The 26,284-nt window shown below is 66.4% G+C and carries 23 protein-coding genes and 1 tRNA gene; 17 read left to right on the top strand and 7 right to left on the bottom strand.

From position 1 onward, the window contains the following. The first annotated feature begins 41 nt into the window (after window positions 1–41). The 10 genes from SMD14_RS07835 (at window position 42) to SMD14_RS07880 (ending at window position 9,656) form a co-directional block, all read left to right on the top strand. On the top strand, window positions 42–1,391 hold the full coding sequence (locus tag SMD14_RS07835; protein WP_321215907.1) for a cation:dicarboxylate symporter family transporter: 1,350 nt from the start codon (window positions 42–44) through the stop codon (window positions 1,389–1,391). Window positions 1,392–1,617: 226 nt separating this feature from the next. Then, a complete protein-coding gene (locus SMD14_RS07840; protein ID WP_013600617.1) occupies window positions 1,618–2,517 on the top strand; it encodes a ParA family protein in 900 nt (299 codons plus the stop codon). Between the two features lie 7 nt (window positions 2,518–2,524). Beyond that, entirely contained in the window at window positions 2,525–3,337 is an 813-nt protein-coding gene (locus SMD14_RS07845; RefSeq protein ID WP_321215908.1) for a ScpA family protein, read from the top strand. Between the two features lie 20 nt (window positions 3,338–3,357). Then, window positions 3,358–3,996, top strand: coding sequence for an SMC-Scp complex subunit ScpB (locus tag SMD14_RS07850; protein ID WP_157242548.1), 639 nt, complete (start codon window positions 3,358–3,360; stop codon window positions 3,994–3,996). A 111-nt stretch (window positions 3,997–4,107) separates the two neighbouring features. After that, on the top strand, window positions 4,108–5,322 hold the full coding sequence (locus tag SMD14_RS07855) for a pseudouridine synthase (RefSeq protein ID WP_157238532.1): 1,215 nt from the start codon (window positions 4,108–4,110) through the stop codon (window positions 5,320–5,322). Window positions 5,323–5,325: 3 nt separating this feature from the next. Next, window positions 5,326–6,435, top strand: a complete 1,110-nt coding sequence (locus SMD14_RS07860) for a prephenate dehydrogenase (protein ID WP_157238531.1) — start codon at window positions 5,326–5,328, stop codon at window positions 6,433–6,435. Then, the gene (cmk, locus tag SMD14_RS07865) at window positions 6,435–7,148 is read left to right on the top strand and encodes a (d)CMP kinase (RefSeq protein WP_157238530.1); all 714 of its coding nucleotides are present in this window, start codon (window positions 6,435–6,437) and stop codon (window positions 7,146–7,148) included. Before SMD14_RS07860 ends, cmk begins: the two co-directional genes overlap by 1 nt. 31 nt (window positions 7,149–7,179) lie before the next feature. After that, window positions 7,180–7,860: a 1-acyl-sn-glycerol-3-phosphate acyltransferase gene (locus SMD14_RS07870; protein ID WP_157242547.1), complete on the top strand. Its 681-nt coding sequence runs from the start codon at window positions 7,180–7,182 to the stop codon at window positions 7,858–7,860. A 10-nt stretch (window positions 7,861–7,870) separates the two neighbouring features. Continuing rightward, a complete protein-coding gene (der, locus tag SMD14_RS07875; protein WP_157238529.1) occupies window positions 7,871–9,421 on the top strand; it encodes a ribosome biogenesis GTPase Der in 1,551 nt (516 codons plus the stop codon). Between the two features lie 158 nt (window positions 9,422–9,579). Then, window positions 9,580–9,656, top strand: a tRNA-Pro gene (locus SMD14_RS07880). A gap of 149 nt (window positions 9,657–9,805) precedes the next feature. Here SMD14_RS07880 and SMD14_RS07885 read toward each other — a convergent pair. Together SMD14_RS07885 and SMD14_RS07890 are read right to left on the bottom strand one after the other, a co-directional pair. After that, complete coding sequence (locus tag SMD14_RS07885; RefSeq protein WP_321215909.1) at window positions 9,806–11,749, bottom strand: polysaccharide deacetylase family protein; 1,944 nt, start codon at window positions 11,747–11,749, stop codon at window positions 9,806–9,808. Between the two features lie 275 nt (window positions 11,750–12,024). Next, window positions 12,025–12,894 carry an Fpg/Nei family DNA glycosylase gene (locus SMD14_RS07890; protein ID WP_157238527.1) on the bottom strand — a complete coding sequence of 290 codons (870 nt, stop codon included), beginning with the start codon at window positions 12,892–12,894 and terminating at the stop codon, window positions 12,025–12,027. 165 nt (window positions 12,895–13,059) lie between these two features. On the opposite strand from SMD14_RS07890, the gene gcvH reads away from it, so the two are divergent. From gcvH to SMD14_RS07915, 5 genes are all read left to right on the top strand, one after another. Beyond that, entirely contained in the window at window positions 13,060–13,446 is a 387-nt protein-coding gene (gene gcvH / locus SMD14_RS07895; RefSeq protein WP_157238526.1) for a glycine cleavage system protein GcvH, read from the top strand. Between the two features lie 157 nt (window positions 13,447–13,603). Then, a complete protein-coding gene (locus tag SMD14_RS07900) occupies window positions 13,604–14,080 on the top strand; it encodes an FHA domain-containing protein (RefSeq protein WP_157238525.1) in 477 nt (158 codons plus the stop codon). 23 nt (window positions 14,081–14,103) lie between these two features. Then, window positions 14,104–14,820: a MerR family transcriptional regulator gene (locus tag SMD14_RS07905; protein WP_104997481.1), complete on the top strand. Its 717-nt coding sequence runs from the start codon at window positions 14,104–14,106 to the stop codon at window positions 14,818–14,820. Next, window positions 14,820–15,323 carry a bifunctional nuclease family protein gene (locus SMD14_RS07910; protein ID WP_013600629.1) on the top strand — a complete coding sequence of 168 codons (504 nt, stop codon included), beginning with the start codon at window positions 14,820–14,822 and terminating at the stop codon, window positions 15,321–15,323. The genes SMD14_RS07905 and SMD14_RS07910 overlap by 1 nt, the downstream gene beginning before the upstream one ends. Window positions 15,324–15,555: 232 nt before the next feature. Next, the gene (locus SMD14_RS07915; protein ID WP_321215910.1) at window positions 15,556–16,149 is read left to right on the top strand and encodes a MerR family transcriptional regulator; all 594 of its coding nucleotides are present in this window, start codon (window positions 15,556–15,558) and stop codon (window positions 16,147–16,149) included. A 67-nt stretch (window positions 16,150–16,216) separates the two neighbouring features. Here SMD14_RS07915 and SMD14_RS07920 read toward each other — a convergent pair whose 3' ends face one another. Next, window positions 16,217–17,035: a ParA family protein gene (locus SMD14_RS07920; protein WP_321215911.1), complete on the bottom strand. Its 819-nt coding sequence runs from the start codon at window positions 17,033–17,035 to the stop codon at window positions 16,217–16,219. Window positions 17,036–17,336: 301 nt separating this feature from the next. On the opposite strand from SMD14_RS07920, the gene SMD14_RS07925 reads away from it, so the two are divergent. Further along, window positions 17,337–20,735 carry a pyruvate carboxylase gene (locus SMD14_RS07925; RefSeq protein ID WP_157238523.1) on the top strand — a complete coding sequence of 1,133 codons (3,399 nt, stop codon included), beginning with the start codon at window positions 17,337–17,339 and terminating at the stop codon, window positions 20,733–20,735. Window positions 20,736–20,936: 201 nt separating this feature from the next. On the opposite strand, the gene SMD14_RS07930 is transcribed toward SMD14_RS07925, so the two are convergent. Continuing rightward, window positions 20,937–22,745 carry an AMP-dependent synthetase/ligase gene (locus tag SMD14_RS07930; RefSeq protein ID WP_321215912.1) on the bottom strand — a complete coding sequence of 603 codons (1,809 nt, stop codon included), beginning with the start codon at window positions 22,743–22,745 and terminating at the stop codon, window positions 20,937–20,939. Window positions 22,746–22,933: 188 nt separating this feature from the next. On the opposite strand from SMD14_RS07930, the gene SMD14_RS07935 reads away from it, so the two are divergent. Next, on the top strand, window positions 22,934–24,028 hold the full coding sequence (locus SMD14_RS07935) for an ROK family glucokinase (RefSeq protein WP_157238521.1): 1,095 nt from the start codon (window positions 22,934–22,936) through the stop codon (window positions 24,026–24,028). On the opposite strand, the gene SMD14_RS07940 is transcribed toward SMD14_RS07935, so the two are convergent. From SMD14_RS07940 to SMD14_RS07950, 3 genes are read right to left on the bottom strand one after another with little or no spacing between them, the layout of a single operon-like run. Beyond that, window positions 24,025–24,603: a hypothetical protein gene (locus SMD14_RS07940; RefSeq protein WP_321215913.1), complete on the bottom strand. Its 579-nt coding sequence runs from the start codon at window positions 24,601–24,603 to the stop codon at window positions 24,025–24,027. The genes SMD14_RS07935 and SMD14_RS07940 overlap by 4 nt on opposite strands. Continuing rightward, window positions 24,590–25,411: an alpha/beta fold hydrolase gene (locus SMD14_RS07945; RefSeq protein ID WP_321215914.1), complete on the bottom strand. Its 822-nt coding sequence runs from the start codon at window positions 25,409–25,411 to the stop codon at window positions 24,590–24,592. The genes SMD14_RS07940 and SMD14_RS07945 overlap by 14 nt, the downstream gene beginning before the upstream one ends. Then, a complete protein-coding gene (locus tag SMD14_RS07950) occupies window positions 25,408–26,196 on the bottom strand; it encodes an alpha/beta fold hydrolase (RefSeq protein WP_321215915.1) in 789 nt (262 codons plus the stop codon). Before SMD14_RS07950 ends, SMD14_RS07945 begins: the two co-directional genes overlap by 4 nt. Between the last annotated feature and the right edge of the window lie 88 nt (window positions 26,197–26,284).

The following is a 26,284-nucleotide window of genomic DNA, read 5'->3' on the forward strand; positions in this document are numbered from 1 at the left end:
GCCGCAGCGTCTATCAGATTATCCATACAAGGAGACACATCATGGCTTCTCAACGAGGAGAGTCGCTTGACACCGTGAAGACGCGGCGCAAGGGCATCGACAAATCGCACTACCTGTACATCGCCGTCATCGCTGCCGTGATCCTGGGCGCCGTGGTGGGCCTGATGTTCCCGGAGGTCGGCAAGTCCCTCAAGCCGCTCGGCGACGGGTTCATCAAACTCATCAAGATGATGATCGCCCCGGTCATCTTCTGCACCATCGTCCTGGGCATCGGCTCGATCGCGAAGGCTGCCACGGTGGGCAAGGTAGGCGGCCTGGCGCTGGGCTACTTCATCCTGATGTCCACGTTCGCGCTCGCCATCGGCCTGGTGGTGGGCAACCTGATCCACCCGGGTGAGGGCCTGAAGCTGGCCCCCTACGACCCCAACAAGAAGGCGGAAGTAGACAGCACCGTTGCTTTCCTCCTTGGCATCATTCCGGGAGATATTCCGGTCCTGCCCACCCTCTTTGCCGCCATCCTCGTAGGGTTCGCCCTCCAGAAGATGGGCCCGCAGGGCGCTCCCATCCTCAAGGCCGTCGGCCACGGCCAGGTCCTCGTGTTCCGCATCCTGATCATGATCATGTGGCTCGCCCCCGTGGGTGCCTTCGGTGCCATCGCCGCCGTCGTGGGAGCCACCGGCTTCCAGGCCATCGTCAGCATGTTCACCCTGATGGCTGCCTTCTACATCACCTGCGCACTGTTCATCGTGATCATCCTGGGCGGCCTGCTCAAGGTTGTCACCGGCGTCAACATCTTCAAGCTGATGAAGTACCTGGGCCGCGAATACCTGCTCATCTTCTCCACGTCCTCCTCTGAAGCTGCCCTGCCCCGCCTGATCGCCAAGATGGAACACCTCGGTGTCTCCAAGCCCGTTGTTGGCGTCACGGTGCCCACCGGCTACTCGTTCAACCTTGACGGCACGGCCATCTACCTGACCATGGCCTCCCTGTTCGTTGCCAACGCCATGGGCACGCCGCTGGACCTGGGCGCCCAGATCTCCCTGCTGATCTTCATGATCATTGCCTCCAAGGGTGCAGCCGGTGTCACCGGTGCCGGCCTCGCCACGCTGGCTGCCGGCCTCCAGGCCCACAAGCCCGAGCTGCTGGGCGGCGTAGGCATGATCGTGGGCATCGACCGGTTCATGTCCGAGGCCCGCGCCCTGACCAACTTCACCGGCAACGCCGTAGCCACCGTCCTGATTGGCACGTGGGTCAAGGAGATCGACGGCGTACAGGTCAACAGCGTCCTCTCCGGCGAGGAACCCTTCGACGAAGCAACCATGCTGGCCCACCACCACGGTGAAGCCGCTCCGGAGCAGGCTGAAGCCCGCCCGGTTCCGGCCAATGCCTGACCACTCCGGCCAACAGGCAACCGCCCCCGCAGCAAGCGCTGCGGGGGCGGTTCCTTGTCTGCGGAGCGGTAACCTTCGACCTCAGCTAGAGGGTCAAGGCTCAACATGGGCCGAAAGTCAAGTTCCCTCGAATGCCGTGTCGGTCGCTGTAACCTTGGGAAGAAGAAGGAACGGCGCTGGCAATCAGCGGCAGGAAATCACCGTCATCGAAAGTGTGGATAGATACGTGAGCAGCGAACAGGGTTCGGCAACTCTGGAGGGCACGGAATTTGACCTGGACAACGCGGTGATGGGGCCCACCGGGCGCCCATACCGCGAGTTTCCGGAACCCGCGCCGCTGTCCTCCCACGGTCCGGCCCGGGTCATCGCCATGGTGAACCAGAAGGGCGGCGTCGGCAAGACCACCTCAACGATCAACCTCGCCGCGGCGCTGGCGGAATACGGCCGCCGCGTCCTCCTGGTCGACTTCGATCCCCAGGGTGCGCTTTCGGCGGGCCTCGGCGTGAATCCCCACGAGCTGGACCTCACTGTCTACAACGTGCTGATGGACCGCAAAGTGGACATCCGCGACGCCATCCACCAGACCGGCGTTGAGAACGTCGACCTGCTGCCGGCCAACATCGACCTCTCCGCCGCCGAAGTCCAGCTCGTCAATGAAGTTGCGCGCGAGCAGGTCCTGGACCGGGCCCTCAAGAAAGTCGAGGACGACTACGACGTCGTCCTCATCGACTGCCAGCCCTCCCTCGGGCTCCTGACCGTCAACGCGCTCACCGCGGCGCACGGCGTCATCATTCCGCTGATCTGCGAGTTCTTCGCCCTCCGCGCCGTGGCGCTGCTGGTGGAAACCATCGACAAGGTGCAGGACCGCCTCAACCCGCGCCTGCAGGTGGATGGCGTCCTTGCCACCATGTACGACGCACGGACGCTGCACAGCCGCGAGGTCATCACCCGGCTGGTGGAGGCCTTCGGCGACAAGGTCTTCGAGACCGTCATCAAGCGCTCCATCAAGTTCGCGGACGCCACCGTGGCCGCCGAGCCGATCACGAGCTACGCCGGCAACCACGTGGGCGCCGACGCCTACCGCCGCCTGGCCAAAGAGCTGATCTCGCGCGGCGGCGCACCCTAGCCACGCCGTGGCCGAAACCAAGCCCGGCTTCGAGGTGCGGCTGGCCAACTTCACGGGTCCGTTCGACCTCCTGCTGGGGCTGATCGCCAAGCACCAGTTGGACATCACCGAGGTGGCCATCGCCACGGTGACCGACGAATTCATCAAGTACATCCGGAAGCTGCAGGAACTGGGCGAGGACTGGGCCCTTGACGAAGCCAGTGAATTCCTGGTGATCGCCGCGACACTGCTGGACATCAAGGCTGCCAGGCTCCTTCCCGCCGGGGAAGTGGAAGACGATGAGGACATGGCCCTGCTCGAAGCCAGGGACCTGCTCTTCGCCCGGCTGCTCCAGTACAAGGCCTTTAAGCATGTGGCCGGGCTCCTGGGCGCAACCCTGCACCAGGAAGCACGGCGTTTTCCCCGGCAGGTTGCGCTGGAGGAACACTTCGCGGCGATGCTCCCTGAACTCGTCTGGAAGCACACGCCCGAACAGTTCGCAGCCATGGCCGAAGCGGCGCTGCAACCCAAGGCGCCCAAACCCACGGAGGTCGGGCTGGCCCACCTCCACGGCGGCAATGTCAGCGTCAAGGAGCAGGCAGAGATCGTGGGGTTGCGGCTCCAGCAGGAATCGCCGCTGACTTTCCGGGCCATCATTGCGGACGCCGAGTCCACCCTGGTGGTGGTGGCCAGGTTCCTGGCGCTGCTGGAGCTATTCCGGGACAAGGCAGTCTCCTTCGACCAGCTTTCGCCGCTGGCCGACCTTGCCGTCCACTGGACAGCCGGCGGCCGGCAGTGGTCGGCGGAGAACCTGAGCGAAGAATTCGAGGAGCAGCTGTGACCAAGGAAGCTACCGAAGCCATGCGCCAAGGGGAGGTGGACCTCGAAAGCCTTCCCGGCGGGGCCAAGGCTGCCATCGAGGCCGTGCTGATGGTCATCGACCAGCCGGCAACAGAGGAAGAACTGGCTGCCGGGCTTGGGCTGACCGTTGAAACGGTCAGCACCCTGCTGGCCGAACTTCAGCGCGAGTATACCGGCTATACTGTTAAAGCCCCGGATATGGAACAAGCCAGCGCCGCTGGTTTCGGCTCCAGCCCCCGGGGTTTTGAATTGCGGAACATCGCCGGTGGCTGGCGGATCTATTCCCGCGCGGAATTCGCCGACATTGTCGGCAAGTACGTGCTGGAAGGGCAAACGGCCAGGCTCACCCAGGCGGCCTTGGAAACGCTGGCGGTCATCGCGTACCGGCAGCCTGTCTCCAGGGCAAGGGTGTCCGCAATTCGGGGCGTCAATGTCGACTCTGTGGTCAGGACACTCGCCCAGCGCGGGTTGATCGAGGATTCGGGAACGGACCCGGAGTCCGGGGCCATCCTCTACCGGACCACATCGTATTTCCTGGAGCGGATGGGAATCGGCTCGGTGGCCGAGCTGCCGCAGCTGTCTCCACACCTTCCAGGGTTGGACGGCATCGCGGAGTACTACGACGCCGACGGGATCTAGGCGGGTTCGCCCGGCCTGGGCAAAGAGTATTTATCAGGGCAGACTATTTCTGCACGGCTGGTTAAGGTTGTCTGTGGACACCTTTCCGGCCAAACAATTGAAGGACGGGTCATGACACAGGCGGGACGCCAGGGTTCACCACGTAACAGTTCGGGACGCAACGGTTCGGAACGAAACAGAACACAGCGCAACACCTCCCAGGGTGGGAGTTCAGCGGGCGGGTTCCGCAGCGGTGCCCCCAAGCGGGGCGGCGGGTTCGGCAGCGACCGCCCGCAACGCGCACCCAAGCCGCGCGAGGAGCGCTTCATCGATCCGGATTTGGCTTCGGACGGCCCGCAGCAGGGCCGCGGCGCGGTTGATCCAAAGGCGGCCAGGCCGTCCTCCCGGAAGCCTGCAGCCCGCAAACCCGGGGCCAAGAAAGCACCGGGCACTCCCGGCGCCCTCAAGCCGAAGCCACGCACCGGCGCCCCGGGCGCCGCGGCCTCCCGCGCGTTCGGCAGTGAACGCTTCGGCCAGAACCTGGGGCCGGTGCGCAGGCCGTCCCGCAAGAAGGGCCCGCGGGGCGATGTTCCCCAGTCGGAGCTTCACGACGCCGACGGCGTGCGCCTGCAGAAGGTCATGGCCTCGGCCGGGGTTGCCTCCCGCCGCGTCTGCGAAGAGATGATCGCCGAGGGCCGTGTGGAAGTGGACGGCCAGGTGGTCACCGAACTCGGCGTCCGCGTCGACCCCAAGACCGCCGTCATCCACGTGGACGGGCTGCGGATCCAGCTGGATGAGGACCTGGTGTACATGGTGTTCAACAAGCCCAAGGGCGTTGTTTCCACCATGGAGGACCCCGAGGGGCGTCCTTGCATCAGCGACTTCCTCAAGAACAGCAAGAACAAGGGCGAACGCCTGTTCCACGTTGGCCGCCTCGACGTCGCCACCGAAGGCCTGCTCCTGCTGACGAACGACGGCGAACTCGCCAACCGCCTGACGCACCCTTCCTACGAGGTTCCCAAGACCTACCTCGTGCAGGTCCGCGGTCCCTTCCCGCAGGGGATTGGCGCGCAGCTCAAGGAGGGTGTGGAACTCGAGGACGGCTTTGCGTCCGTGGACTCCTTCCGGCTTGTCGACTCCACTCCGGGCCACGTCCTGATCGAGGTAGTGCTGCACTCCGGCAAGAACCGCATTGTCCGCCGCCTGTTCGACGCCGTCGGCTTCCCGGTCCTGCGGCTGGTCCGCGTGAAGGTGGGCCCCATCGGCCTGGGAGACCAGCGACAGGGCAGCATCCGCAACCTCGGCAAGCAGGAAGTCGGCCACCTGCTGGCATCCGTAGGGCTCTGAGGCATGTCCGCTTTCCACAGCCAGGGCCGCGGGCACCTGGACGGTCCGGTCGTGGTCCTTGGCACCGGACTGCTGGGCACCAGCATCGGGCTGGGGCTGCGCGGGCGCGGCGTGCCCGTGTTCTTGTCCGACCCCTCGCCCACCAACCAGGCGGTCGCCGTGGATATCGGAGCGGGCCGGCCACTGGCTGAGCTGGATGGCAGGGTTCCGCAGCTCGTGGTGGTTGCCGCTCCGCCGGACGTCACGGCCGATGTCGTGGCAGCAGCCCTGTCCGAGTACCCTGACTCGGTTGTGGTGGACATCGCCAGCGTGAAGGCTGAGATCCTGGGCCAGCTGCGCCGCCGCGGCGTTGACCTCTCCCGCTACGTGGGAACCCATCCCATGGCCGGACGGGAAAAATCAGGTCCCGTAGCTGCGCGCGGCGAGCTGTTTACCTCGATGCCGTGGGTGGTGTGTCCGTCGGAGGAGACCTCCGCCGCCGCCCTCCAGACGGCCCGGTCCCTGGCCGCAGACCTGGGCGCCGTCGTCTCCCAGTTCACGGCCGACGAACATGACGAAGCCGTGGCCCTGGTCTCGCACCTGCCCCAGGTGATGTCGTCGCTGGTGGCGAGCCGGTTGCAGGGGACACCCCTGCACGCGCTGTCCCTGGCCGGGAACGGCCTGCGCGACGTCACCCGCATTGCTGCCAGCGATCCCGCCCTCTGGGTCCAGATCCTTGGCGGCAACGCGGCGAAGGTGGTGGACATCCTGTACGGCGTCCGGGATGACCTCAACCGGCTGATTGGCACCTTGGAAGAGCCCACAGCGCCTGGGGCGAGGCTGGACCTCGCCCAGCTCATGAGCGAAGGCAATGCCGGCCAGGCACGCATTCCGGGCAAGCACGGCGGACCGCCGCAGGCATACTCCTGGCTGACCGTCCTGGTGGATGACAAACCGGGGCAAATCGCCCGGCTCCTCACCGAAATCGGGGAGATCGGCGTCAACCTGGAGGACCTCCGCCTTGACCATTCGTCCGGCCAAAACGTGGGTATGGTGGAAATATCCGTGTTGCCGAACAAGCACGACCACCTGATCGAAGCACTAAACGACCGCGGATGGCGGGTACTTCAGTAATGACACAGGAACTTCTCGACACCATGCCCGCGCTCCGCATCGGACGGCCGCTGGTGGTGGCCATTGACGGCCCCTCCGGCTCCGGCAAGTCCAGCGTGAGCAAGGAAGTGGCCCGCAGGCTCCGGCTCGCCTACCTGGACACCGGCGCGATGTACCGCGCCCTGACCTGGGATTGCGTCGCCAGGGGAATCGACCTCGACGACGCCGCAGCCGTGGAGCAGGCCGCCCGGGACCTGGTACTGGACCTGAGCACCAGCCCGCACGACGACTACGTCCGGGTTGACGGCGTGGACGTCACTGACGCCATCCGCGAACCGGCAATCTCTTCGGCCGTCAGCGCTGTGGCCACCACCCTCGGCGCCCGGACTGAACTTATCCGCCGCCAGCGGGAGCTGATCGAAAAGCACCACCGCCGCATGGTGGTGGAAGGCAGGGACATCACCACCGTCGTCGCGCCCGGGGCGGAAGTCCGCATGCTGCTCACCGCCAGCGAGGAAGCGCGGCTGCGCCGGCGCGGGATGCAGCTCGGCGGCACCCAGGACGCCGAGCAGCTGGCGGCCCAGGTGACCCACCGCGACGCGAAGGATTCCACGGTGGTGAACTTCACGAAGGCGGCCTCCGGGGTTGTCACGCTGGACTCATCGGACCTCGACTTCGAGCAGACCGTAGCAGCGGCCCTGGTGATCGTCACGAAGGCCCTCAACCGTGACTGACGGCAAGCGGGGTGTCCCGTCCGGGCTGACCATGACGTGGAGCAGGCCTGTGGGCTGGATCCTCGACCATCTGGTGTACCGGACCACCGTCACGGGCAAGGACAACGTGCCCACCGGAGGCCCGGTGATTTTCGCCGCGAACCACATCAGCTTCCTGGACGGGCCGGTCATGTTCGGTGCCTCGCCACGGCCCATGCACATCCTGGTCAAGCAGGAAATGTTCCAGGGATTCCTCGGCCGGGTGCTCAACGCCTCCGGCCAGTTGCCGGTGGACCGGAGGGGCGACCGCGCGGCACTGCAGCGCTGCAAGGAAGTGCTCGACGCCGGACGGTGCGTAGGGATCCTTCCCGAAGGTACCCGGGGGAGCGGGGCGGCTGCGGACATTAACGGCGGCGTGGCCTGGCTGGCGCTGAACTCCGGAGCGCCGGTGGTTCCGGTGGCCATCCTGGGTACGCGCAGAGGCGACGAACACCTTGATTCAGTGCCACGGCCGGGCAGGCGTTTCCACGTCAGCTTCGGAAATGCCCTCACCCTTGGCCGCAGGGCCGGGGAAAGCGGGCGTGCTTCAATGGACAGGGCGGCGCTGGAAATCCGCGCTGCGCTGGCTGGGCACGTCCAGGACTCCGTTCAACTCAGCGGGCAGCCCCTGCCCACGGCAGATGCCCATAAAGACTTAACAGCAGTAGCCGGGACGCCGGCAGATGACCACTAAGGACAGTGCAATGAGCGATACGACTCAAACTCCCGGCCACCCCGGCGCCGGCGAAGACGACTACACGCCCACGGGCACGGACCAGGTGGCCGAACGGCTGGCTGCCATTGACGACGAGGAGGCCGAGCTCCGCGCCGCGTCCCTCCGGGCGGGCCTGGAGGACTATGACCTCGACGAGGAAGACGCCGCACTGCTCAGCGGCGAGTACGGCGACGAGGACTTCGACGGCCCCGTCAAACTTGATCCGGTCCTGGCCATCATCGGACGCCCCAACGTGGGCAAGTCAACCCTCGTGAACCGCATCCTGGGCCGACGTGAAGCAGTGGTTGAAGACACCCCCGGTGTCACCCGCGACCGCGTCATGTACTCCGCCAGCTGGAACGGACGCAACTTCACCCTCGTGGACACCGGCGGCTGGGAACACGATGCCCGCGGTATCCACGCCCGCGTGGCCGAGCAGGCCGAGATGGCCGTTGAACTCGCCGACGCCGTGCTCTTCGTGGTGGACTCCGCAGTAGGGGCTACGGCCACCGATGAAGGCGTCATGAAGATGCTCCGCCGCAGCAAGAAGCCGGTCATCATGGTGGCCAACAAGGTGGACGACTTTGCGCAGGAAGCGGACTCTGCCACCCTGTGGGGCCTGGGCTTTGGTGAGCCCTACCCGGTGTCGGCGCTGCACGGCCGCGGGGTTGCGGACCTGCTGGACCACGTGATGGACGTGCTCCCAGAGTTCTCCACCATTGAGGGAACCGACCGTTCCGGCGGCCCGCGGCGCATTGCCCTGATCGGCCGCCCCAACGTGGGCAAGTCCTCGCTGCTGAATAAGCTGGCAGGCACCGAGCGCGTAGTGGTGGACAACACGGCCGGAACCACCCGCGACCCCGTGGACGAGTTCATCGAACTCGGCGGCCGGACGTGGCGCTTCGTGGACACGGCAGGCATCCGCCGCCGCCAGCACATGGCGCAGGGGGCGGACTTCTACGCCTCCCTGCGGACCCAGGCCGCACTCGAAAAGGCGGAGGTCGCCGTCGTGCTCCTCGCCGTGGATGAGGTCCTCAGCGAGCAGGACGTCCGGATCCTGCAGCTCGCCATTGAGTCCGGCCGTGCCCTGGTGCTGGCGTTCAACAAATGGGACCTGCTCGACGACGAACGCCGGCGCTACCTGGAACGTGAAATCGAACAGGACCTGGCTCACGTGAACTGGGCACCCCGGGTGAACATCTCTGCCAAGACCGGGTGGCACAAGGACCGCCTGGTTCCCGCCCTGGACCTGGCACTGGAGAACTGGGACAAGCGCATCGCCACCGGCCGCCTGAACGCCTTCCTCGGCGAACTCGTTGCCGCGCACCCGCACCCCGTCCGAGGCGGCAAGCAGCCGCGCATCCTCTTCGGCACCCAGGCGTCCAGCCGGCCCCCGAAGTTCGTGCTGTTCACCACCGGATTCCTGGACCCGGGATACCGCCGCTTCATCACCCGCCGCCTCCGGGAAACCTTCGGCTTCGAGGGCACCCCCATCGAGGTCAGCATGCGGGTCCGGGAAAAGCGGGGCAAGAAGCGTTGATTCCGGTGATCTCCGCAACACGCGGAGCGCCGGAAGCCGGAAAGTGTCACTGGCACCCTCCGGAATCGTGTAAGCTCTTCTAGGTGGTTCGGCCGGACTGCTGGTGAAATCCTCGGAGTGATTTGAGGGTTCAGCTCAGCGGAGAACGGCGGAACCAGCGGGCTGTAGCGCAGCTTGGTAGCGCACTTGACTGGGGGTCAAGGGGTCGCAGGTTCAAATCCTGTCAGCCCGACCACAAAGCCGCGGAAACTTCAGGGTTTCCGCGGCTTTTTGCATTGGCGGGATTCCCGTGATGACGCGATGAGCCCGACCAACCTGACGATCGGCACCCACGGCGGGATCACCATCCGCCGCCGCCCGAGGGGTGCCCTGCACAGGGGCCAGCTAGCCGAGGGCGGCGTCGAGGGTGACGAAGCCGTAGCCTGCCGCCCGGAGCTGGGAGATCACCTCTGGGAGGGCCGCGGCGTCGAGCGTTGAGCCGTCGTCCGGGTTGGAGCCGAGGTGCATGAGGACGATCTCCCCGGGCTGCGCGGAAGCCAGGACGCGCTGGACGATGAAGCTCGGGCCGCGCGTTCCGTTCATGGTGCCTTGCCAGCCCAGGGTGTCAACGGTCCACCGGACCGCCGCGTAGCCAGCGGCGTTGACGTCTGCGATCGTGCGGGAATCGCGGGCGCCGAAGGGGAAGCGGAAGAACGGGCGCGGGTCTCCTCCAGCGGCCTCGATGGTCCTCTGCGCGCTGCTGATCTCGGCCGCGATCTGGGCGTCGGTCAGGGTTGTGAAATCTGGGTGGGTCATGGAGTGATTGCCGATCCGATGCCCCGCGTTGTAGATCAGCGCCGGGTTGGAGGGGAACTGGTTGACCCAGTCTCCGGTGAGGAAGAACGTGCCCGGGACGCCGTGGGCTGCGAGGGTGGCGAGGATCGATCGGAGGGCGGCGTCGTTGGCGCCGGCGTCGAACGTGAGTGCGACAACCTTCTGCGTGGTCGGAATGCGCTCAAGATCCACGCCTAGGAGCGCCGACGGGACGCTGGTGTAGATGACCTCGATCCTGCCGCTGGCCGCGTGCCACAGGATAGAACCGTGCTGGAAGTCGTTGCGGCGGCCGCCCGTGATGCTGTACTCGCCGCTGATCGGGTAGCCGAGCCGGCTGCGCTCCCAACCGAGGGCCACCCACTGGGCTCGGATGGCTCCGTACACCTCGTGGGCTCCCGTGGCAGGCGACCAGTAGATCGACGAGCCGGCGTTCGTGCCGCTGAAGTGGTTGAACCGACCGACCCCGTCGGGGGTGCCGGTCTCATCCGTCACGGGGAATCCAAGCACGCCGGCCGGTCCGCCGAGCTCCAGGTAGTGTCCGCGGATGGCCCCGTGGACCTCGTACGCTCCGGTGCCGGCGCTAAAGTAGATCGCCCCTCCGGCGAAGTTGTTGTGGCGGCCAGCGGCGCCGGGGGTGGAGGTCTCGTCGGTGAGCGGGAAGCCCAGGAAGCCGGCCGGTCCGCCGAGCTCCAGGTAGTGTCCGCGGATGGCTCCGTGGACCTCGTACGCTCCGGTGCCGGCGCTAAAGTAGATCGCCCCTCCGGCGAAGTTGTTGTAGCGGCCAGCGGCGCCGGGGGTGGAGGTCTCGTCGGTGAGCGGGAAGCCCAGGAAGCCGGCCGGTCCGCCGAGCTCCAGGTAGCGTCCGCGGATGGCTCCGTGGACCTCGTACGCTCCGGTGCCGGCGCTAAAGTAGATCGCCCCTCCGGCGAAGTTGTTGTGGCGGCCAGCGGCGCCGGGGGTGGAGGTCTCGTCGGTGAGCGGGAAGCCCAGGAAGCCGGCCGGTCCGCCGAGCTCCAGGTAGTGTCCGCGGATGGCCCCGTGGACCTCGTACGCTCCGGTGCCGGCGCTAAAGTAGATCGCCCCTCCGGCGAAGTTGTTGTGGCGGCCAGCGGCGCCGGGGGTGGAGGTCTCGTCGGTGAGCGGGAAGCCCAGGAAGCCGGCCGGTCCGCCGAGCTCCAGGTAGCGTCCGCGGATGGCTCCGTGGACCTCGTACGCTCCGGTGCCGGCGCTAAAGTAGATCGTGCCGCCGGTGTAGTCCTGGGCGCGGCCCCCAGCGACGTCGTACGCGCTGCCGACTGGCGTGCCGAGAAACGATGCGCTGCCGCCGAGCTGCTCATAGTGCTGGAGGATCGCGTCGTCGCCGGCCTGCTCGACCACCATCGACGCCGGAACGCTCCGTTGCGCAGCCACCGCTGATGCGGCGGACGCGGGCGGCCCCAAGGCCGTGCCCCCGAGGCCCCCGCCGAGGGCGAGGGCCAAGGCCATTCCGAGGACGGCGGATCGAGACCGGCGCATTGTGACCCCTTCGTGCTGACCGAGACATGCGAGCCTTGGTCAAGACGCTACGCCCCAGGGGCATGCCCGGGCAGGGGCAGAGGTCCCGAATCGCAATCAGATCACCCGCGACACCCCGTCCGCGGTGCTGCCGCAGTTGCCGCGTTCCGGGGTCCCATGTCATGTTCGAGCGGATGACCGCGGGCGGTACGCTGTTGCAGGACCAAGGCCTCATTTCCGCAGCCAAGTCGTCCACAATGACGGTCGACATCTACCAGCTTGGCTGCCGGATCTTCCTACTTCAGGAACTTAGAGGTCCTGCGGTCAGCCAGGATCTTGCCCTTGGTCTGGCAGGTGGGGCAGTACTGCAGGGCGGTATCGGCGAAGGAAACCTCGCGGACAGTATCTCCGCACACGGGGCACGGCTGACCGGCCCGCGCATGGACGCGCATGTGGCTCCGTTTGACGTCCTTCAGGTCCTTGGGCGGCTTGCCCTGCGCCTCGGCCATCGCCGTGCCAAGGATGGTGTGGATGGCGTCGTACAGGACCTGGACGGTTCCGCGGTCCAGGGACTTGGCCGTGGCAAAGGGGGAGATCCTTGCCGCATGCAGAATCTCGTCGCTGTAGGCGTTCCCAATCCCGGCGATGACGCCCTGGTTCCGCAGGAGCCCCTTGATCTGCTGGGAGCTGCCGGCAAGGATCTCAGCCAGCATGTCGGCGTCGAACGCCTCAGCGAAGGGGTCCGGCCCCAGCGACGCTATACCCGGCACTTCCTGCGGATCCCGGACCACGTAGACCGCAAGGCTCTTCTTCGTTCCGGCCTCGGTGAGGTCGAAGCCGCGCGGGCCCCCGGGGCCGGTGAAGGCAAGGCGGGCGGCGATGTGCCCTTTTCCCATTTTCAGCTGGGCGTCGGTGGGGGAGTCCGTGAAGCGGACCCAGCCGGCCCTGGCCAGGTGAAAGACGAAGGAGATGCCGCCGGTGTCAATGCTGATGAACTTGCCGAAGCGCCGTACGCCTGTGACGGTCCTGCCCTCGAGGGCGCTGAACGGGGGATCGGCCGTCTTGAGGACGGCGAAGGAAACGATCTGCACTTTTGACACGACCGCTCCCTGCAGGTGGTCACTCAGGAACCCGGCAAGGCCGGCGACCTCGGGCAGCTCAGGCATCCGCTAGCTGCCTTCCCCGACGTGGACGCCGGCTGTGCATGCGCTCATGCGTCCCATCTTGGCAGAAACCCCGCCGAACGCCCGGGCAGATGTGCCTATACTTTCAGCGGCGGCCCGTTCCGGGGCCCCGTTGACATTGGTGTTCGACCCGATGAAAGGCCCCTGATGAGCAACATTCCCGAAGATCTGTCCTACACAGCCGAACACGAGTGGGTCACCGCCCCCAATGCCGACGGCGTGGTCCGGGTAGGCATCACCGACTTTGCCCAGGACGCACTCGGGGACGTTGTCTACGCCCAGATGCCTGAAGTTGGCACCAAGATTACGGCGAACGAAGTTGTGGGCGAGGTGGAGTCCACCAAGAGCGTCAGCGACATCTATGCCCCTGTAACCGGCGAAGTTGTGGCCCGCAACGAGTCACTGGACACCGATTCCGCGCTGATCAACACAGATCCCTACGGTGAAGGGTGGCTCATTGAGATCAAGCTCGCCGAAGCTGACGCCGTTGAATCATTGCTCAGTGCATCGGAGTACGAACAGCAGGTAGGCTAAAGCTAACCGGTATTTCCGGTCCGGCCCCGCCGTGAAGGCAGAACGTCTTCGCACGTCAGCGGCCGGATCGGCGGGCCGGGACCGGGCCTGCGTTGCAGGTCCGGAGGGCAGATGTTGGTTGCAGGCCTGAGGGCAGCAACGGAAAGAGGAGGAGTCCATGGCTGGCCACACACAGAACCCTGCCGACGGGGAACACGGCTCGGGTGCGGCCAGGGCGTCGGAGACTACTTCGATCCATCTCACCCCGGTGAGGGATGAGCCCACGATTGCCCCCAAACTCTCGTCCGATGAGCGCAGCTCGGTTGAGGCGCTCCCGGCCGGGTCAGCACTGCTGGTTGCGCACAGCGGCCCCAACGCCGGCGCCCGCTTCCTGCTTGATTCCGATGTCACCACGGCCGGACGGCACCCGGATGCGGATATCTTCCTGGACGACGTCACCGTTTCCCGCCGCCATGTCGAGTTCCGGCGCACCGCCCGGAGTTTCGAAGTGGTGGACAAAAACAGCCTGAACGGCACCTACGTCAACCACGACCGCGTGGACAGCGTGGAGCTCAAGTCCGGCAGCGAAGTCCAGATCGGCAAGTTCCGCCTCACCTTCTACATGAGCCCTGCCAACGCTGCAGGCCGCGGCTGAACCGGGGACCGCTGCCTGTGGCAATGGCACAACCGGAACGCCGGGGACCCCAGGTCCTCAACATCGGGGAAGTCCTCGCACAGCTCAGCGGGGACTTTCCCGGCATGACTGCGTCCAAGATCAGGTTCCTTGAGGAAAAAGGGCTCATCAACCCGCGCAGGACACCGGCGGGCTACCGCCAGTACTCGGACGGCGACGTCGAGCGGCTGCGGTTCGTCCTGGCCCTGCAGCGTGACCAGTACCTCCCCCTGAAAGTCATCAAGGACTACCTCGATGCCATCGACAGGGGCGAACGCCCCGAGAACCTCCCGCCCGGCGTCGTGGTGTCCCCGCGCATCGTCTCGGATGAGCTGGCGGCGGAACTGCAGAACCGGGGGCGCAAGCTTACGGAAGAGCAGCTCCGCACGGAATCCGGTGCCAGTGTGCCGCTGCTGCAGTCCCTCCTGAGTTTCGGCCTGATTAGCCACAGCAATGGCCAGTTCGATGAGCACGCCCTCCAGGTGGCGCGCGCCTGCGTCCAGCTGGAGAGCCACGGGCTTGAACCCCGCCACCTCCGCCCCTTCCAGGCGGCTGCGGAACGGGAGTTTGGCTTGGTGGAGCGCGTCGTGGCGCCATTGGCGTCCCGCAAGGACTCCGCGTCCCAGGCACGGGCAGCTGAGGCCGCCCGTGAGATTAGCGACCTCTGCCTCACCCTGCACCGTGCCTTGGTGCAGGACCATATCTCACGCATGGACATCTGATGATTGAAGTCGAGATTGTGGGCGTTCGCATCGAACTGCCTTCCAACCAGCCACTGGTCCTGCTTCGGGAAATGCACGGGGAACGGCACGTCCCCATATGGATCGGGACGCCTGAAGCCAGTGCCATTGCCCTTGCCCAGCAGGGCGTGGTCCCGCCCCGCCCCATGACCCACGACCTCCTGGTGGACGTCGTGGAGTCGCTGGGGCACTCGGTGGTCAGCGTGAACATCGTTGCGGTGGAGGACAACATCTTCTACGGCCAGCTGCAGTTCGAGAACGGGACAACAGTCAGTTCGCGGGCCTCGGACGCGCTGGCCATAGCCCTGCGCGCAAAGTGCCGGATTTGGTGCGCGGATTCAGTCATGGATGAGGCCGGAGTCCGCATCACCGAGCATGACGAGGGCGAGGACACGGAACCCGGTCCCACCGTTGATGAAGAGCGCGAACTGCGCCGGTTCCGGGAGTTCCTGGACGATGTTGAGCCCGAGGATTTCGACGGCTGAGGTCACGTTAAGGTTAATGTTGAGGGTGAATCTTTCGACACGCCCCTAATAACCCTGCAGGGTCTTTGACCTTGCGACCCCCCGGGCCTAACGTCGAAGTATCGAGTTCCCATTGCTTACGGCAGCCGCGCAAGTCACACTGGAAAGTGCGCCCCGCGAAAATTACATGCATGGTCTTCATGCACTGCTGCTGCAGCAGTTTCCCCGGGAGCGTATGACAAGGAGGATCCAGGTGAGTCCCAAAGGTGAAGCAGGCGGGCTGAAGCAGCCCACGGCTGGTGTTGCTGTGCCGGCGAGCGGTGCCCAGGGCCTCCTGTTTACCGAAGACCTTCCTGTGCTGGATGAGGACGCGGGCTACCGCGGGCCCACCGCATGCAAGGCGGCCGGCATCACGTACCGCCAGCTCGACTACTGGGCACGCACCGGCCTGGTGGAGCCCGCGGTCCGCGGCGCCGCCGGTTCCGGCTCCCAGCGACTGTACGGCTTCCGCGACATCCTGGTCCTGAAAGTCGTCAAGAGGCTCCTGGACACCGGGGTATCGCTGCAGCAAATCCGCACCGCCGTGGAACACCTGCGGGAACGCGGCGTCGAAGACCTCGCCCAGATCACCCTGATGAGTGACGGCGCGAGCGTCTACGAGTGCACCTCCGCTGACGAGGTCATCGACCTCGTCCAGGGCGGCCAAGGTGTGTTCGGCATTGCCGTCGGACGGGTCTGGCGTGAGGTGGAGGGCAGCCTGGCCTCGCTTCCCAGCGAGCATGCCGCTGAGCCGTCTTTTCCGGACGACGAACTGAGCAAGCGCAGGGCAGCGCGCAAGATCAGCTGAAATATTGAGCAAGGGGCCGCTCTCCATCCGGAGGGCGGCCCCTTGGCTGTTAACCAGGCGAGTTGCCCTACCTGGCGCGGCTGCGCAGGCCGCTGCCGACAGCCATCAGGTTGGCCAGCAGTTCATCGAACAGGGCCGCAGCGGACTTCGCGGAATCACCGGGCCAGTGGTGCACGGGGTGGGCGGCGCCCTGGATCTGCTGCCAGTTGGCCTGTTCCGGAATCCGCGGGCTCAGGAGGAGTTCTCCGAACATGGACTCCATCTCCGCAAGCCGGTACGCGTGTTCCGAGGAACCCGACCGCACCCGGTTGGCCACGATGCCTGCCGGGGAGAGGTTGGGGGCGAACTCCTGGCGGAAAAGCTGGATGGCCCGCATGGTCCGCTCGGTGCCGGCCACCGAGAACAGGCCGGGCTCGGCAACCAGCGCCACCTTGTCGCTGGCGGACCAGGCCATCCGGGTCAGGCCGTTCAGGGACGGCGGGCAGTCCACCAGGACAAGCTGGTAGTCGTCCCCGGTAGCCAGGACAGAGGAGAGCCTGCGCAGGTCGCGGCGGCCCAGGTCCGGCCGGTCATAGATGCCGGTGTAGGCGGAGCCGACGGCGACGTCCAGTACGGCGGAGCCGGAGCCGTTGGACTGGGCCCTGGCGGTCCAGCTGCTGCGCACCACGTTCTCGGACAGCTTTGCCCGGCGGGGACTCTTGAGCATCCGGCCGATATCCAGCTGGTCGCCGGGCTGGACTCCCAACGCAGTGGTGGCATCCGCGTGCGGATCAAGGTCCACCACCAGCGTGCTGATGCCCGCGGCCAGCGCCGCAGACGCCAATCCTGTGGTGACGGAAGTCTTGCCGACTCCACCCTTAAGGCTGCTGATGCTGACTACTTGCACTTGAGAGACCAAAACCTAACGCCGGATGCCGTGTTGGGGGTAATGTTTGCTCCGGCAGTGCCGAAGCCGGACGGTCCTGCCGCCCTACTCATCATATGTTGATGCGTCGGCGAATCCTGCTTTATTGGGCGTCGGCATGGCACCGACTGTGCTGCCGGGGCGGTTTCCGCCCGAGCCGGCAGAAGGCTTCGGGACATGACGGGGAAATTAGTGATGGTGGCCACAAAGATTTGTGTTTGTCCTTGTAGGTCCTAGACACTGTGACCACTCACCGATCCACCCGCAATGATGCAGGAGAAGTATGTTTTCCAAAGTTCTGGTGGCCAACCGCGGCGAAATCGCGATCAGGGCCTTCCGCGCCGGCTACGAGCTGGGCGCCAAGACGGTTGCCGTTTTCCCCCATGAAGACAGAAACTCGATCCACCGCCAGAAAGCGGACGAGGCCTACCTGATTGGCGAAGAGGGCCACCCCGTCCGGGCTTACCTGGACGTAGAAGAAGTAGTGCGGGTGGCAAAGGAGTCCGGTGCGGACGCCATCTACCCGGGCTACGGGTTCCTTTCCGAGAACCCGGACCTCGCCCGGGCCGCGAAGGCCGCGGGCATCACCTTTGTTGGTCCGCCTGCGGAGGTCCTGGAACTCGCGGGCAACAAGGTAGCGGCGCTGAAGGCAGCCCGCGACGCCGGCGTTCCCGTCCTGAAGTCCAGCGCGCCCTCCAAGGACCTGGACGAACTGATCGCTGCGGCCGACGAGATCGGGTTCCCCATCTTCGCCAAGGCAGTGGCCGGCGGCGGCGGCCGCGGCATGCGCCGGGTGGACACCCGTGAGGCCCTGCCCGAAGCCCTGCAGTCAGCCATGCGTGAGGCCGATGCCGCCTTCGGCGATCCCACCATGTTCCTGGAGCAGGCCGTCCTGCGCCCGCGGCACATTGAGGTCCAGATCCTGGCCGATGCCGAGGGCAACGTCATGCACCTCTTCGAACGCGACTGCTCCATCCAGCGGCGCCACCAGAAGGTCATCGAGATCGCCCCGGCCCCCAACCTCGATGAGGGCATACGGCAGGCGCTGTACCGGGATGCCGTCAAATTCGCCAAGGCCCTGAACTACGTCAACGCCGGCACGGTGGAGTTCCTGGTGGACACGGTCGGGGAGCGCGCCGGCCAGCACGTCTTCATCGAGATGAACCCGCGCATCCAGGTGGAACACACGGTCACCGAGGAAGTCACCGACGTCGACCTGGTGCAGGCACAGATGCGGATCGCCGCCGGAGAAACACTCGCCGACCTCGGCCTCTCCCAGGACACCGTCAAGCTGCGTGGCGCGGCGCTGCAGAGCCGCATCACCACGGAAGACCCCGCCAACGGCTTCCGTCCGGACGTCGGAAAGATCACCGGCTACCGTTCCGCCGGCGGCGCGGGTGTGAGGCTCGACGGCGGCACCGTTTACTCCGGTGCCGAAATCAGCCCCCATTTCGACTCCATGCTCGTCAAGCTCACCTGCCGCGGCAGGGACTACCCGTCCGCCGTCGCCCGTGCACGCCGGGCCCTGGCGGAATTCCGCATCCGCGGCGTCTCCACCAACATTTCCTTCCTGCAGGCAGTGCTTGACGATCCCGACTTCATCGCGGGGGACGTCGCCACCTCCTTCATTGACGAGCGCCCGCAGCTGCTCAAGGCCCGCGTCTCTGCGGACCGCGGCACCAAGCTCCTCACCTGGCTGGCCGAGGTCACGGTCAACAAGCCCAACGGCGAACTCAAGGTCCACTCCAACCCGGCCAGCAAGCTGCCGTCGGTCAAGGACAAACAGGCCGTTCCGGGCTCCCGGCAGAGGCTCCTCGAGCTGGGCCCCGAAGGCTTTGCCAAGGCGCTTCGCGAACAGAACGCGGTGGCCGTCACGGACACCACGTTCAGGGACGCCCACCAGTCGCTGCTGGCAACCCGCGTCCGCACCCGCGACCTGGTGGCGGCCGGACCCGCCGTCACCGCGCTGCTGCCGGAACTGCTGTCCGTTGAAGCCTGGGGCGGGGCCACTTACGACGTGGCACTCCGGTTCCTCGGCGAAGACCCCTGGGACCGCCTCGCTGCGCTGCGCAAGGCGCTCCCCAACGTGTGTCTGCAGATGCTGCTCCGTGGCCGCAACACCGTGGGCTACACGCCGTACCCTGAAGAGGTGACCGAAGCCTTCGTGAACGAGGCTGCCGCCACCGGCATCGACATCTTCCGGATCTTCGACGCCTTGAACGACGTCAGCCAGATGGCCCCGGCCATCCGTGCGGTCCGGGCCACCGGCACCGCGGTGGCCGAGGTGGCACTCTGCTACACCGGGGACATGCTGGATCCGGAAGAGACGCTCTACACGCTTGACTACTACCTGGGTCTTGCCCAGAAGATCGTTGACGCCGGCGCCCACATCCTGGCAATCAAGGACATGGCCGGCCTGCTCCGTCCCGCCGCGGGAGCGAAACTCGTTTCAGCCCTCCGGGAACGCTTCGACCTGCCGGTGCACCTGCACACCCACGACACGGCAGGAGGCCAGCTGGCCACGCTGCTGGCCGCCGTGGATGCCGGTGTTGACGCTGTGGACGTCGCGTCGGCGTCGCTGGCAGGAACCACCAGCCAGCCCTCGGCCTCTGCCCTGGTGGCAGCCCTGGCGCACACTCCGCGGGACACGGGGCTCAGCCTGGCTGCGGTCAGTTCGCTGGAACCGTACTGGGAAGCGGTCCGCCGCGTGTACGCACCGTTCGAGTCCGGCCTTCCCGGCCCCACCGGTCGCGTCTACCAGCATGAGATCCCCGGCGGCCAGCTCTCCAACCTGCGCCAGCAGGCCATTGCGCTGGGACTGGGGGAGCGCTTCGAAGCCATCGAGGACATGTACACCGCGGCCGACCGCATCCTTGGGCACCTGGTCAAGGTGACGCCGTCCTCCAAGGTGGTGGGCGACCTCGCCCTGCACCTGGTGGGCTTGAACGCGGACCCGGCGGACTTCAACGAGAACCCGCAGAACTACGACATCCCGGATTCCGTGATCGGCTTCCTGTCCGGCGAGCTCGGCGATCCGCCAGGAGGCTGGCCGGAGCCCTTCCGCACCAAGGCCCTGCAGGGCCGCAGCGTGAAGGTCAGGGATGTGGAGCTCAGCCCCGAGGACAGTGCTGCACTGAAGTCCGATTCCAAGACCCGCCAGCACACGCTGAACCGGCTGCTCTTCGATGGACCCACCAAGGACTACCTGAAGAGCGTCGAAACCTACGGCAACATCTCCGTCCTGGATACCCGCGACTACCTCTACGGCCTGCAGCGTGGCACTGAGCACGAGATCCAGCTGGAGAAGGGCGTGCGGCTGATCGCGTCGCTGGAAGCGGTATCCGAGGCGGACGAAAAGGGCATGCGCACCGTCATGTGTACCCTCAACGGCCAGTCCCGGCCCGTCGTGGTGAGGGACCGCTCCGTGGTCAGCAACGTGAAGGCTGCCGAAAAGGCAGACCCGGCCCAGCCCGGCCACGTGGCCGCACCGTTCGCGGGCGCCGTTACGGTGACGGTCAAGGCCGGCGACGAGGTCAAGGCAGGAGACACGGTAGCCACCATCGAGGCGATGAAGATGGAAGCATCCATTACGACGCCGGTGGCCGGCAAAGTCTCACGGCTCGCCATCTCATCCATCGAGCAGGTGGAGGGCGGGGACCTGCTGCTGGTGGTCGAGCAGTAGAGCCCGGACGCTCGATTAACAAAGGAAGGGTCCTCCCCGTCGGGAGGACCCTTCCTTGTGGTGGGCTGCGGTTGAGGCAGGGCCCGATCCTCTGCGTGCTATTCCCCCCCCCGCCCCGCTAAGGCCGCTTCGCGGCGAGCGGGGCGCGGGGCCCCCTTTACGCACGCTGCCGGACCGGGCCCTGCCTCTTAGTGGCGCTTCCTACGGACGAGGCGAGCTGTACATCTCCTCGATGACCGTTTCGAAGTCCTTCATGACCTGGGCCCGCTTGACCTTCATGGACGGCGTCAGGTGCCCGGACGCTTCGGTGAAGTCGGCCGGCACGATGCGGAAGGACTTGATGGCCTCGGCCTGGGAAACCGACGCGTTCGCGGCCGTGATCAGGTCCTGGACTGCCGCCTTGACCACCGGGTTCTTGGCGGCGTCCGCCAGGGAAGTGTCTGCCGGGAGGTTGTGCCGCTGCAGCCAGCCGGGCAGGGCTTCCTGGTCCAGCGTGACCAGGGCGCCGATGAACGGCCGGTTGTCGCCGACCACCAGCACCTGCGAGACCAGCGCATCGGCCCGGATCTGGTCCTCGAGCAGGGCGGGGATGACGTTCTTGCCGCCCGCGGTGACAATGATCTCCTTCTTGCGCCCGGTAATCCACACAAAGCCGTCGTCATCGAGCCGGCCGATGTCCCCGGTACGGAACCATCCGTCGTCGAACGTTTCGCCGGTGAGGTCGGGCCGCTTGTAGTAGCCGCGCATTACGCACACGCCCTTGGCGAGGATCTCGCCGTCCTCGGCGATCTTCACGGCATTTCCGGGCAGGGGCTTTCCCACGGACCCGATCTTGATCAGCGACGGGGTGTTCACGGTAATGGGTGCGGTGGTTTCCGTCAGGCCGTAGCCTTCAAGCACCTGCAGCCCGATGCCCTGGAAAAAGTGGCCCAGCCGCTCGCCCAGCGGGCCGCCGCCGGACACCGCATGGGCAACATGGCCGCCCATCGCGGCCCGCAGTTTGCCGTAGACCAGTTTGTCGAACAGTGCGTGGCGCAGCTTGAGGCCCATGCCGACGCGGCCCTCCTGCCGTGCCTTGGAGAAGGCGATGGCGGTATCGGCTGCCTTATGGAAGATGGCTCCCTTGCCGGCGTCCTCCGCCTTGGTCATGGCAGAGTTGTAGACCTTTTCGAAGACCCGCGGCACCGCCAGGATGAAGGTGGGCTCGTAGCTCTGGAGGTCCGCCAGGAGGTTCTTGATATCCGGTGTGTGCGCCACGGTGGTGCCGGCAGCCATGGCCAGGACGGAGATGAAGCGGGCAAAGACGTGCGCCAGCGGGAGGAACATGATGGTCTTCGCGTTCTCGTGGACGATCTCGCCAATGATGGCCAGTGCGTTGTCGGAAAGCTCGACGAAGTTGCCGTGCGTCAGTTCGCAGCCCTTGGGCCTGCCTGTGGTGCCGGACGTGTAGATGATGGTGGCGGTATCACCCAGGGTGGCTGTTTTCCTCCGGGCTTCAAGATCCTCGTCGCTGACCTCCCGGCCGGCTTCGCGGAGGGCGTCAAGTCCCTCGCCTTCCAGCTGCCACACGTGCTGGAGGGATGCCAGGCCTTCCGCCGTTACCGCCTGGCGGATGATGTCCTCATGGTGGGCTGCCTCGCCGAAAGCGGCCACCGCGCCGGAGTCGCCCAGGTTCCAGGCCACCTGGGAGGGCGAGGAAGTTTCGTAGATGGGGACGGAGACGGCGCCGGCGAACCAGATTGCGAAATCCACCAGGGACCATTCGTACCGGGTGCGGGACATGATGCCCACGCGGTCGCCGGCACCCACTCCGCTGGCCATCAGCCCCTTTGCCAGTGCCCGGACGTCGGCCACGAAATCAGTGGCGGAAATGTCCTGCCAGGACCCGGAGGCGTCGCGCCGCGAAAAGAGTGCGGGGTTGCCGGCCTTGGCTGCCTGCCGCAGCACCAGATCGGTGATGTTGGTTTCCGGTGGGACTACAACAAGAGGCGGAACACTGAATTCGCGCACTATAGCTCCTTTGATATCCGAGGTCCCGCACGGGGGCATGCCTAAAGCCTAGTACGCCGGTGCGGGGCCGTGCAGTATATAAAGTTACTGGCCAGTAACTTTCCCGTCAACGACGCCGGAAGACACGTGGGCGGCATCCGTGGCTGCCGCGGGCTTCGGCGGAATATGCGCACCTAGAATGGGGGATTATGTATGTACCGCCCCCCGGCGAACAGGCCGGGCCCCTCAGAAGACCTGCCCCCTGGAGGCGCCGGCCCACCACTTCCAGGGCAAGGACGCGGCACGACGGCGAAGGCTTCCGTGAGCACCTGCGCCTCGGCCGCAAGGGCCTCGCCATTGGGATCGACATCGGCGGGACGAAGGTGGCCGCCGGCGTCGTTGATGCAGACGGCCGCATCCTCAGCGAGGCACGGCGTGCCACCCCCGGCAGCGATCCCCGGGCAGTGGAAAAGGTCATCGTGGAGTTGGTCGAGGAACTGGGCAAGGGGCACCGGATCTGGTCCGTGGGCATCGGCGCCGCAGGGTGGATGGACCTCGACGGCGGGACGGTGCTTTTCAGCCCCCACCTCGCCTGGCGCAATGAACCACTACGCGCCAACCTGCAGCGGCTCCTGCGCCGGCCGGTGCTCCTTTCCAACGACGCCGACGCCGCCGCGTGGGCGGAATGGCGCTTCGGTGCGGGCCAGGGGGAAGACCGGCTGGTCTGCATCACGCTGGGTACCGGCATCGGCGGTGCCATGGTGATGGACGGCAGGGTGGAGCGCGGCCGTTTCGGTGTGGCAGGGGAATTCGGGCACCAGATCATCATGCCGGGCGGGCACCGCTGCGAATGCGGAAACCGCGGCTGCTGGGAACAGTACGCCTCCGGGAATGCGCTGGGCCGGGAAGCAAGGATCCTGGCGCGGGCCAACTCCCCGGTGGCGCAGGACCTGATAGCGGCCGTGGGCGGGCGGACCGAGGCCATCACCGGTGCGATCGTGACGGAACTGGCGCTGGCAGGCGACCCGGTATCACGTGAATTGCTTGAGGAAGTAGGGGAGTGGCTCGGGCTGGGACTCGCCAACCTTGCTGCCGCCCTGGACCCGGGACTTTTCGTCATCGGCGGCGGCCTGTGCTCGGCAGGGGACCTGCTGGTGGAACCTGCCCGCAAAGCTTTCGCCCGCAACCTGACGGGCCGCGGTTTCAGGCCTGCCGCGGGGATCCAGCTGGCGGCCCTGGGGCCGAATGCCGGACTCATCGGTGCTGCCGATCTGTCCCGCGTCAGCAGCAGGACGCGCCGCTAGACGCGGGCGCCGTCGTCGTCCTCGTCCTTCTCCTGCGGAAGCTGCATGATCAGGTACACGGTTCCCAGCACGAACACGGCGACGATTCCCACGATTGCCAGGAGCGGCGCGGAGCGCCAGAACATCGCTGAGAACAGCAGCGCCACCGGTCCGCCCACGGCGGCGAGCCAGGCAAGCATGGTCAGCGGATCCGTACCGGCGAGGCTGGGTGGTTCCTCCGGGACGAACGCACCGTCTTCCCCGTCCACGTCATAGTCGCGTGGCCCGGCTGGAGCGTCTGCGTCTGCGCCTGTGCCTGCGTCGTCCCCGGCAGCCTGCCGTTCGGCCGCAGACATCTCGGCAGGTGCCGCGCCAGCCAGGCCCAAGGGATCGAAGTCCCGGAACGAGGCTGGCCGTCCACCCGCCGTCGAATCGTCCCGTGGAGCGGCGGCAGCGCCCGGATCGGTGCCGGCGCCGTTGGCGCTGCCGGTGCCTCCGGCGGGGGAATCGGCTTCCAGCCGGGCCACCAGGTCCAGCCAGACGGCGTCATCCTGGTTGGCGCCCTGGTCAGGGGAGCCCGGGTCAGGCCTGTTCATGGGACGCGACCTCCAGCGTTGAGGGCGCACTTGCCGTTGAACGCCCGGGAGCCCCGCCGGAAGCAACCGAGCGGATGAACTCAACGGATCCCTGAAAAATCCGGTCGGCATCATTGTCCAGGGTTGCCACATGGTAGCTGTTCTCAAGGTAGACCAGGTCCAGGGGAGCATGGGTGAGCCCGCGGCGGAGCGCCACGAGGCTTGAGTCGGACACCACGTGGTCAACCGTGGAGCGGAAGGCCTTGACCGGGGCCGTGATCCGGGGAAGGAGCCTGATGGTGTCCTTGAACATCTTGTTGACTTCGTGCGCCGCAGCAACCGGGGTCCGGGGGTAGGCGCCCTCGTCCATGCCTTCCTTGAGAATGTCGTTGGCGATGGCCGGCGTACTTTTCATCACCAGCTTCAGGATCCCGGCGATCGGTGCGCGCGGGTCATCGATGACCAGCCCCGGGTTGACCACGATCACGCCGGCCACGGGCCGGGTGGCCGCAATCCGCAGCGCCAGCGCCCCGCCCATGCTCAGCCCGGCCGCAAAGACATAGTCGCAGTCCGCATCCAGTTCAAGGTAGGCCTCGTCCAACGCCCTGTGCCATTCCTGCCACCGCGTCCGTGCGAGTTCCTGCCAGCTGGTGCCGTGGCCGGGCAGCAGGGGCATACGGACGGCGAAGCCGGCATCGGCCAGGCTCCGGGCCCAGGCGCGCAGTCCGTGCGGACTGGCGGTAAAGCCATGTGAGAGGACCACGCCGACGCGGGGCCCGTCGCCGATGGAACTGCTGCTGAACGGGCTGTGGTCCGGGCCGGAGGTCATGGGGTCTCCAATGAGGTCTTCTGGCGGGCGAGGGCGTGGAAGAAAGCGCTGGATTTTGCATGGATCTCCGGCGCGTCCACGTCCAGCGTAGCCACATGTCCGCTGCTGTGGAGGTCCACCACTTCAGCAAGGTTTCCGCCCAGGCCTTTTCGGAGCAGTGCCAGCGAAGTTGGCGGAACCACCGCGTCCGTGCGCGACTTGAACACCTGGACCGGGGCAGCCACCGTGGGCAGGCACCGCGCCGCCGCACCAAAAAGTCTCTTCAGTTCGTGCACTGCCGCCAGGGGAGTGCGTGAATAGTCGCCGTCATTGGTGGCTGCCGCCGTCGGCTGTTCCTCCTGGATAGGAAGGGTTGTCCGCTGGAAATACTTCAGTACGCCGATCACCCGGACCCGCCGGTCGTAGAAACTCAGGCCCGGGTTGACCACGGACACTCCGGCCACGTTGTGCCGGGAAGCGGTCAGCAGCGCTATGGCGCCGCCCATCGAGAGTCCGGCCACAAAGGTTGTGTCGGTCCGTCCTTCCAACTCCAGGTAGGCAGCCTCAAAGCTGCGGTACCAGTCGCCCCAGCGTGTCCCTGCCAGTTGGCGCCAGTCGGTTCCGTGGCCCGGCAGCAGGGGAACGGTGACCGCATAACCCTGCGAAGCGAGGTGCTCAGCCCACGGCAGCAGGCTGAGCGGGCTGCCGGTAAAGCCGTGGCAGATGGCCACACCGGTGCGTGCATTGGGTCCGTGGCCGGGATAGCTGAAAGCGGCAGGAGGGGACGGGGTGCTGCTTTCGCTCATGCCTCCATCGTGTCACTGTTCCGGACAAATCTCACTAGAGTAGGGTTGCATTGAACTGCTGGCCAGGCCCGACGCGGGGTCCGGGGGC

The sequence above is a fragment of the Pseudarthrobacter oxydans genome (assembly GCF_034258515.1).
Taxonomy (GTDB): domain Bacteria; phylum Actinomycetota; class Actinomycetes; order Actinomycetales; family Micrococcaceae; genus Arthrobacter.

Bases quoted from the DNA above. Each gene is read 5' to 3' on its own strand.
- SMD14_RS07935 (WP_157238521.1), top strand. From the start codon at position 22,934: ATGTATGTACCGCCCCCCGGCGAACAGGCCGGGCCCCTCAGAAGACCT.
- SMD14_RS07850 (WP_157242548.1), top strand. From the start codon at position 3,358: ATGCGCCAAGGGGAGGTGGACCTCGAAAGCCTTCCCGGCGGGGCCAAG.
- SMD14_RS07945 (WP_321215914.1), bottom strand. From the start codon at position 25,411: ATGACCTCCGGCCCGGACCACAGCCCGTTCAGCAGCAGTTCCATCGGC.
- SMD14_RS07870 (WP_157242547.1), top strand. From the start codon at position 7,180: ATGACGTGGAGCAGGCCTGTGGGCTGGATCCTCGACCATCTGGTGTAC.
- SMD14_RS07900 (WP_157238525.1), top strand. From the start codon at position 13,604: ATGGCTGGCCACACACAGAACCCTGCCGACGGGGAACACGGCTCGGGT.
- SMD14_RS07910 (WP_013600629.1), top strand. From the start codon at position 14,820: ATGATTGAAGTCGAGATTGTGGGCGTTCGCATCGAACTGCCTTCCAAC.
- SMD14_RS07905 (WP_104997481.1), top strand. From the start codon at position 14,104: ATGGCACAACCGGAACGCCGGGGACCCCAGGTCCTCAACATCGGGGAA.
- SMD14_RS07855 (WP_157238532.1), top strand. From the start codon at position 4,108: ATGACACAGGCGGGACGCCAGGGTTCACCACGTAACAGTTCGGGACGC.
- SMD14_RS07885 (WP_321215909.1), bottom strand. From the start codon at position 11,749: ATGCGCCGGTCTCGATCCGCCGTCCTCGGAATGGCCTTGGCCCTCGCC.
- der (WP_157238529.1), top strand. From the start codon at position 7,871: ATGAGCGATACGACTCAAACTCCCGGCCACCCCGGCGCCGGCGAAGAC.
- SMD14_RS07940 (WP_321215913.1), bottom strand. From the start codon at position 24,603: ATGAACAGGCCTGACCCGGGCTCCCCTGACCAGGGCGCCAACCAGGAT.
- cmk (WP_157238530.1), top strand. From the start codon at position 6,435: ATGACACAGGAACTTCTCGACACCATGCCCGCGCTCCGCATCGGACGG.
- SMD14_RS07835 (WP_321215907.1), top strand. From the start codon at position 42: ATGGCTTCTCAACGAGGAGAGTCGCTTGACACCGTGAAGACGCGGCGC.
- SMD14_RS07890 (WP_157238527.1), bottom strand. From the start codon at position 12,894: ATGCCTGAGCTGCCCGAGGTCGCCGGCCTTGCCGGGTTCCTGAGTGAC.
- SMD14_RS07925 (WP_157238523.1), top strand. From the start codon at position 17,337: ATGTTTTCCAAAGTTCTGGTGGCCAACCGCGGCGAAATCGCGATCAGG.
- SMD14_RS07860 (WP_157238531.1), top strand. From the start codon at position 5,326: ATGTCCGCTTTCCACAGCCAGGGCCGCGGGCACCTGGACGGTCCGGTC.
- SMD14_RS07950 (WP_321215915.1), bottom strand. From the start codon at position 26,196: ATGAGCGAAAGCAGCACCCCGTCCCCTCCTGCCGCTTTCAGCTATCCC.
- gcvH (WP_157238526.1), top strand. From the start codon at position 13,060: ATGAGCAACATTCCCGAAGATCTGTCCTACACAGCCGAACACGAGTGG.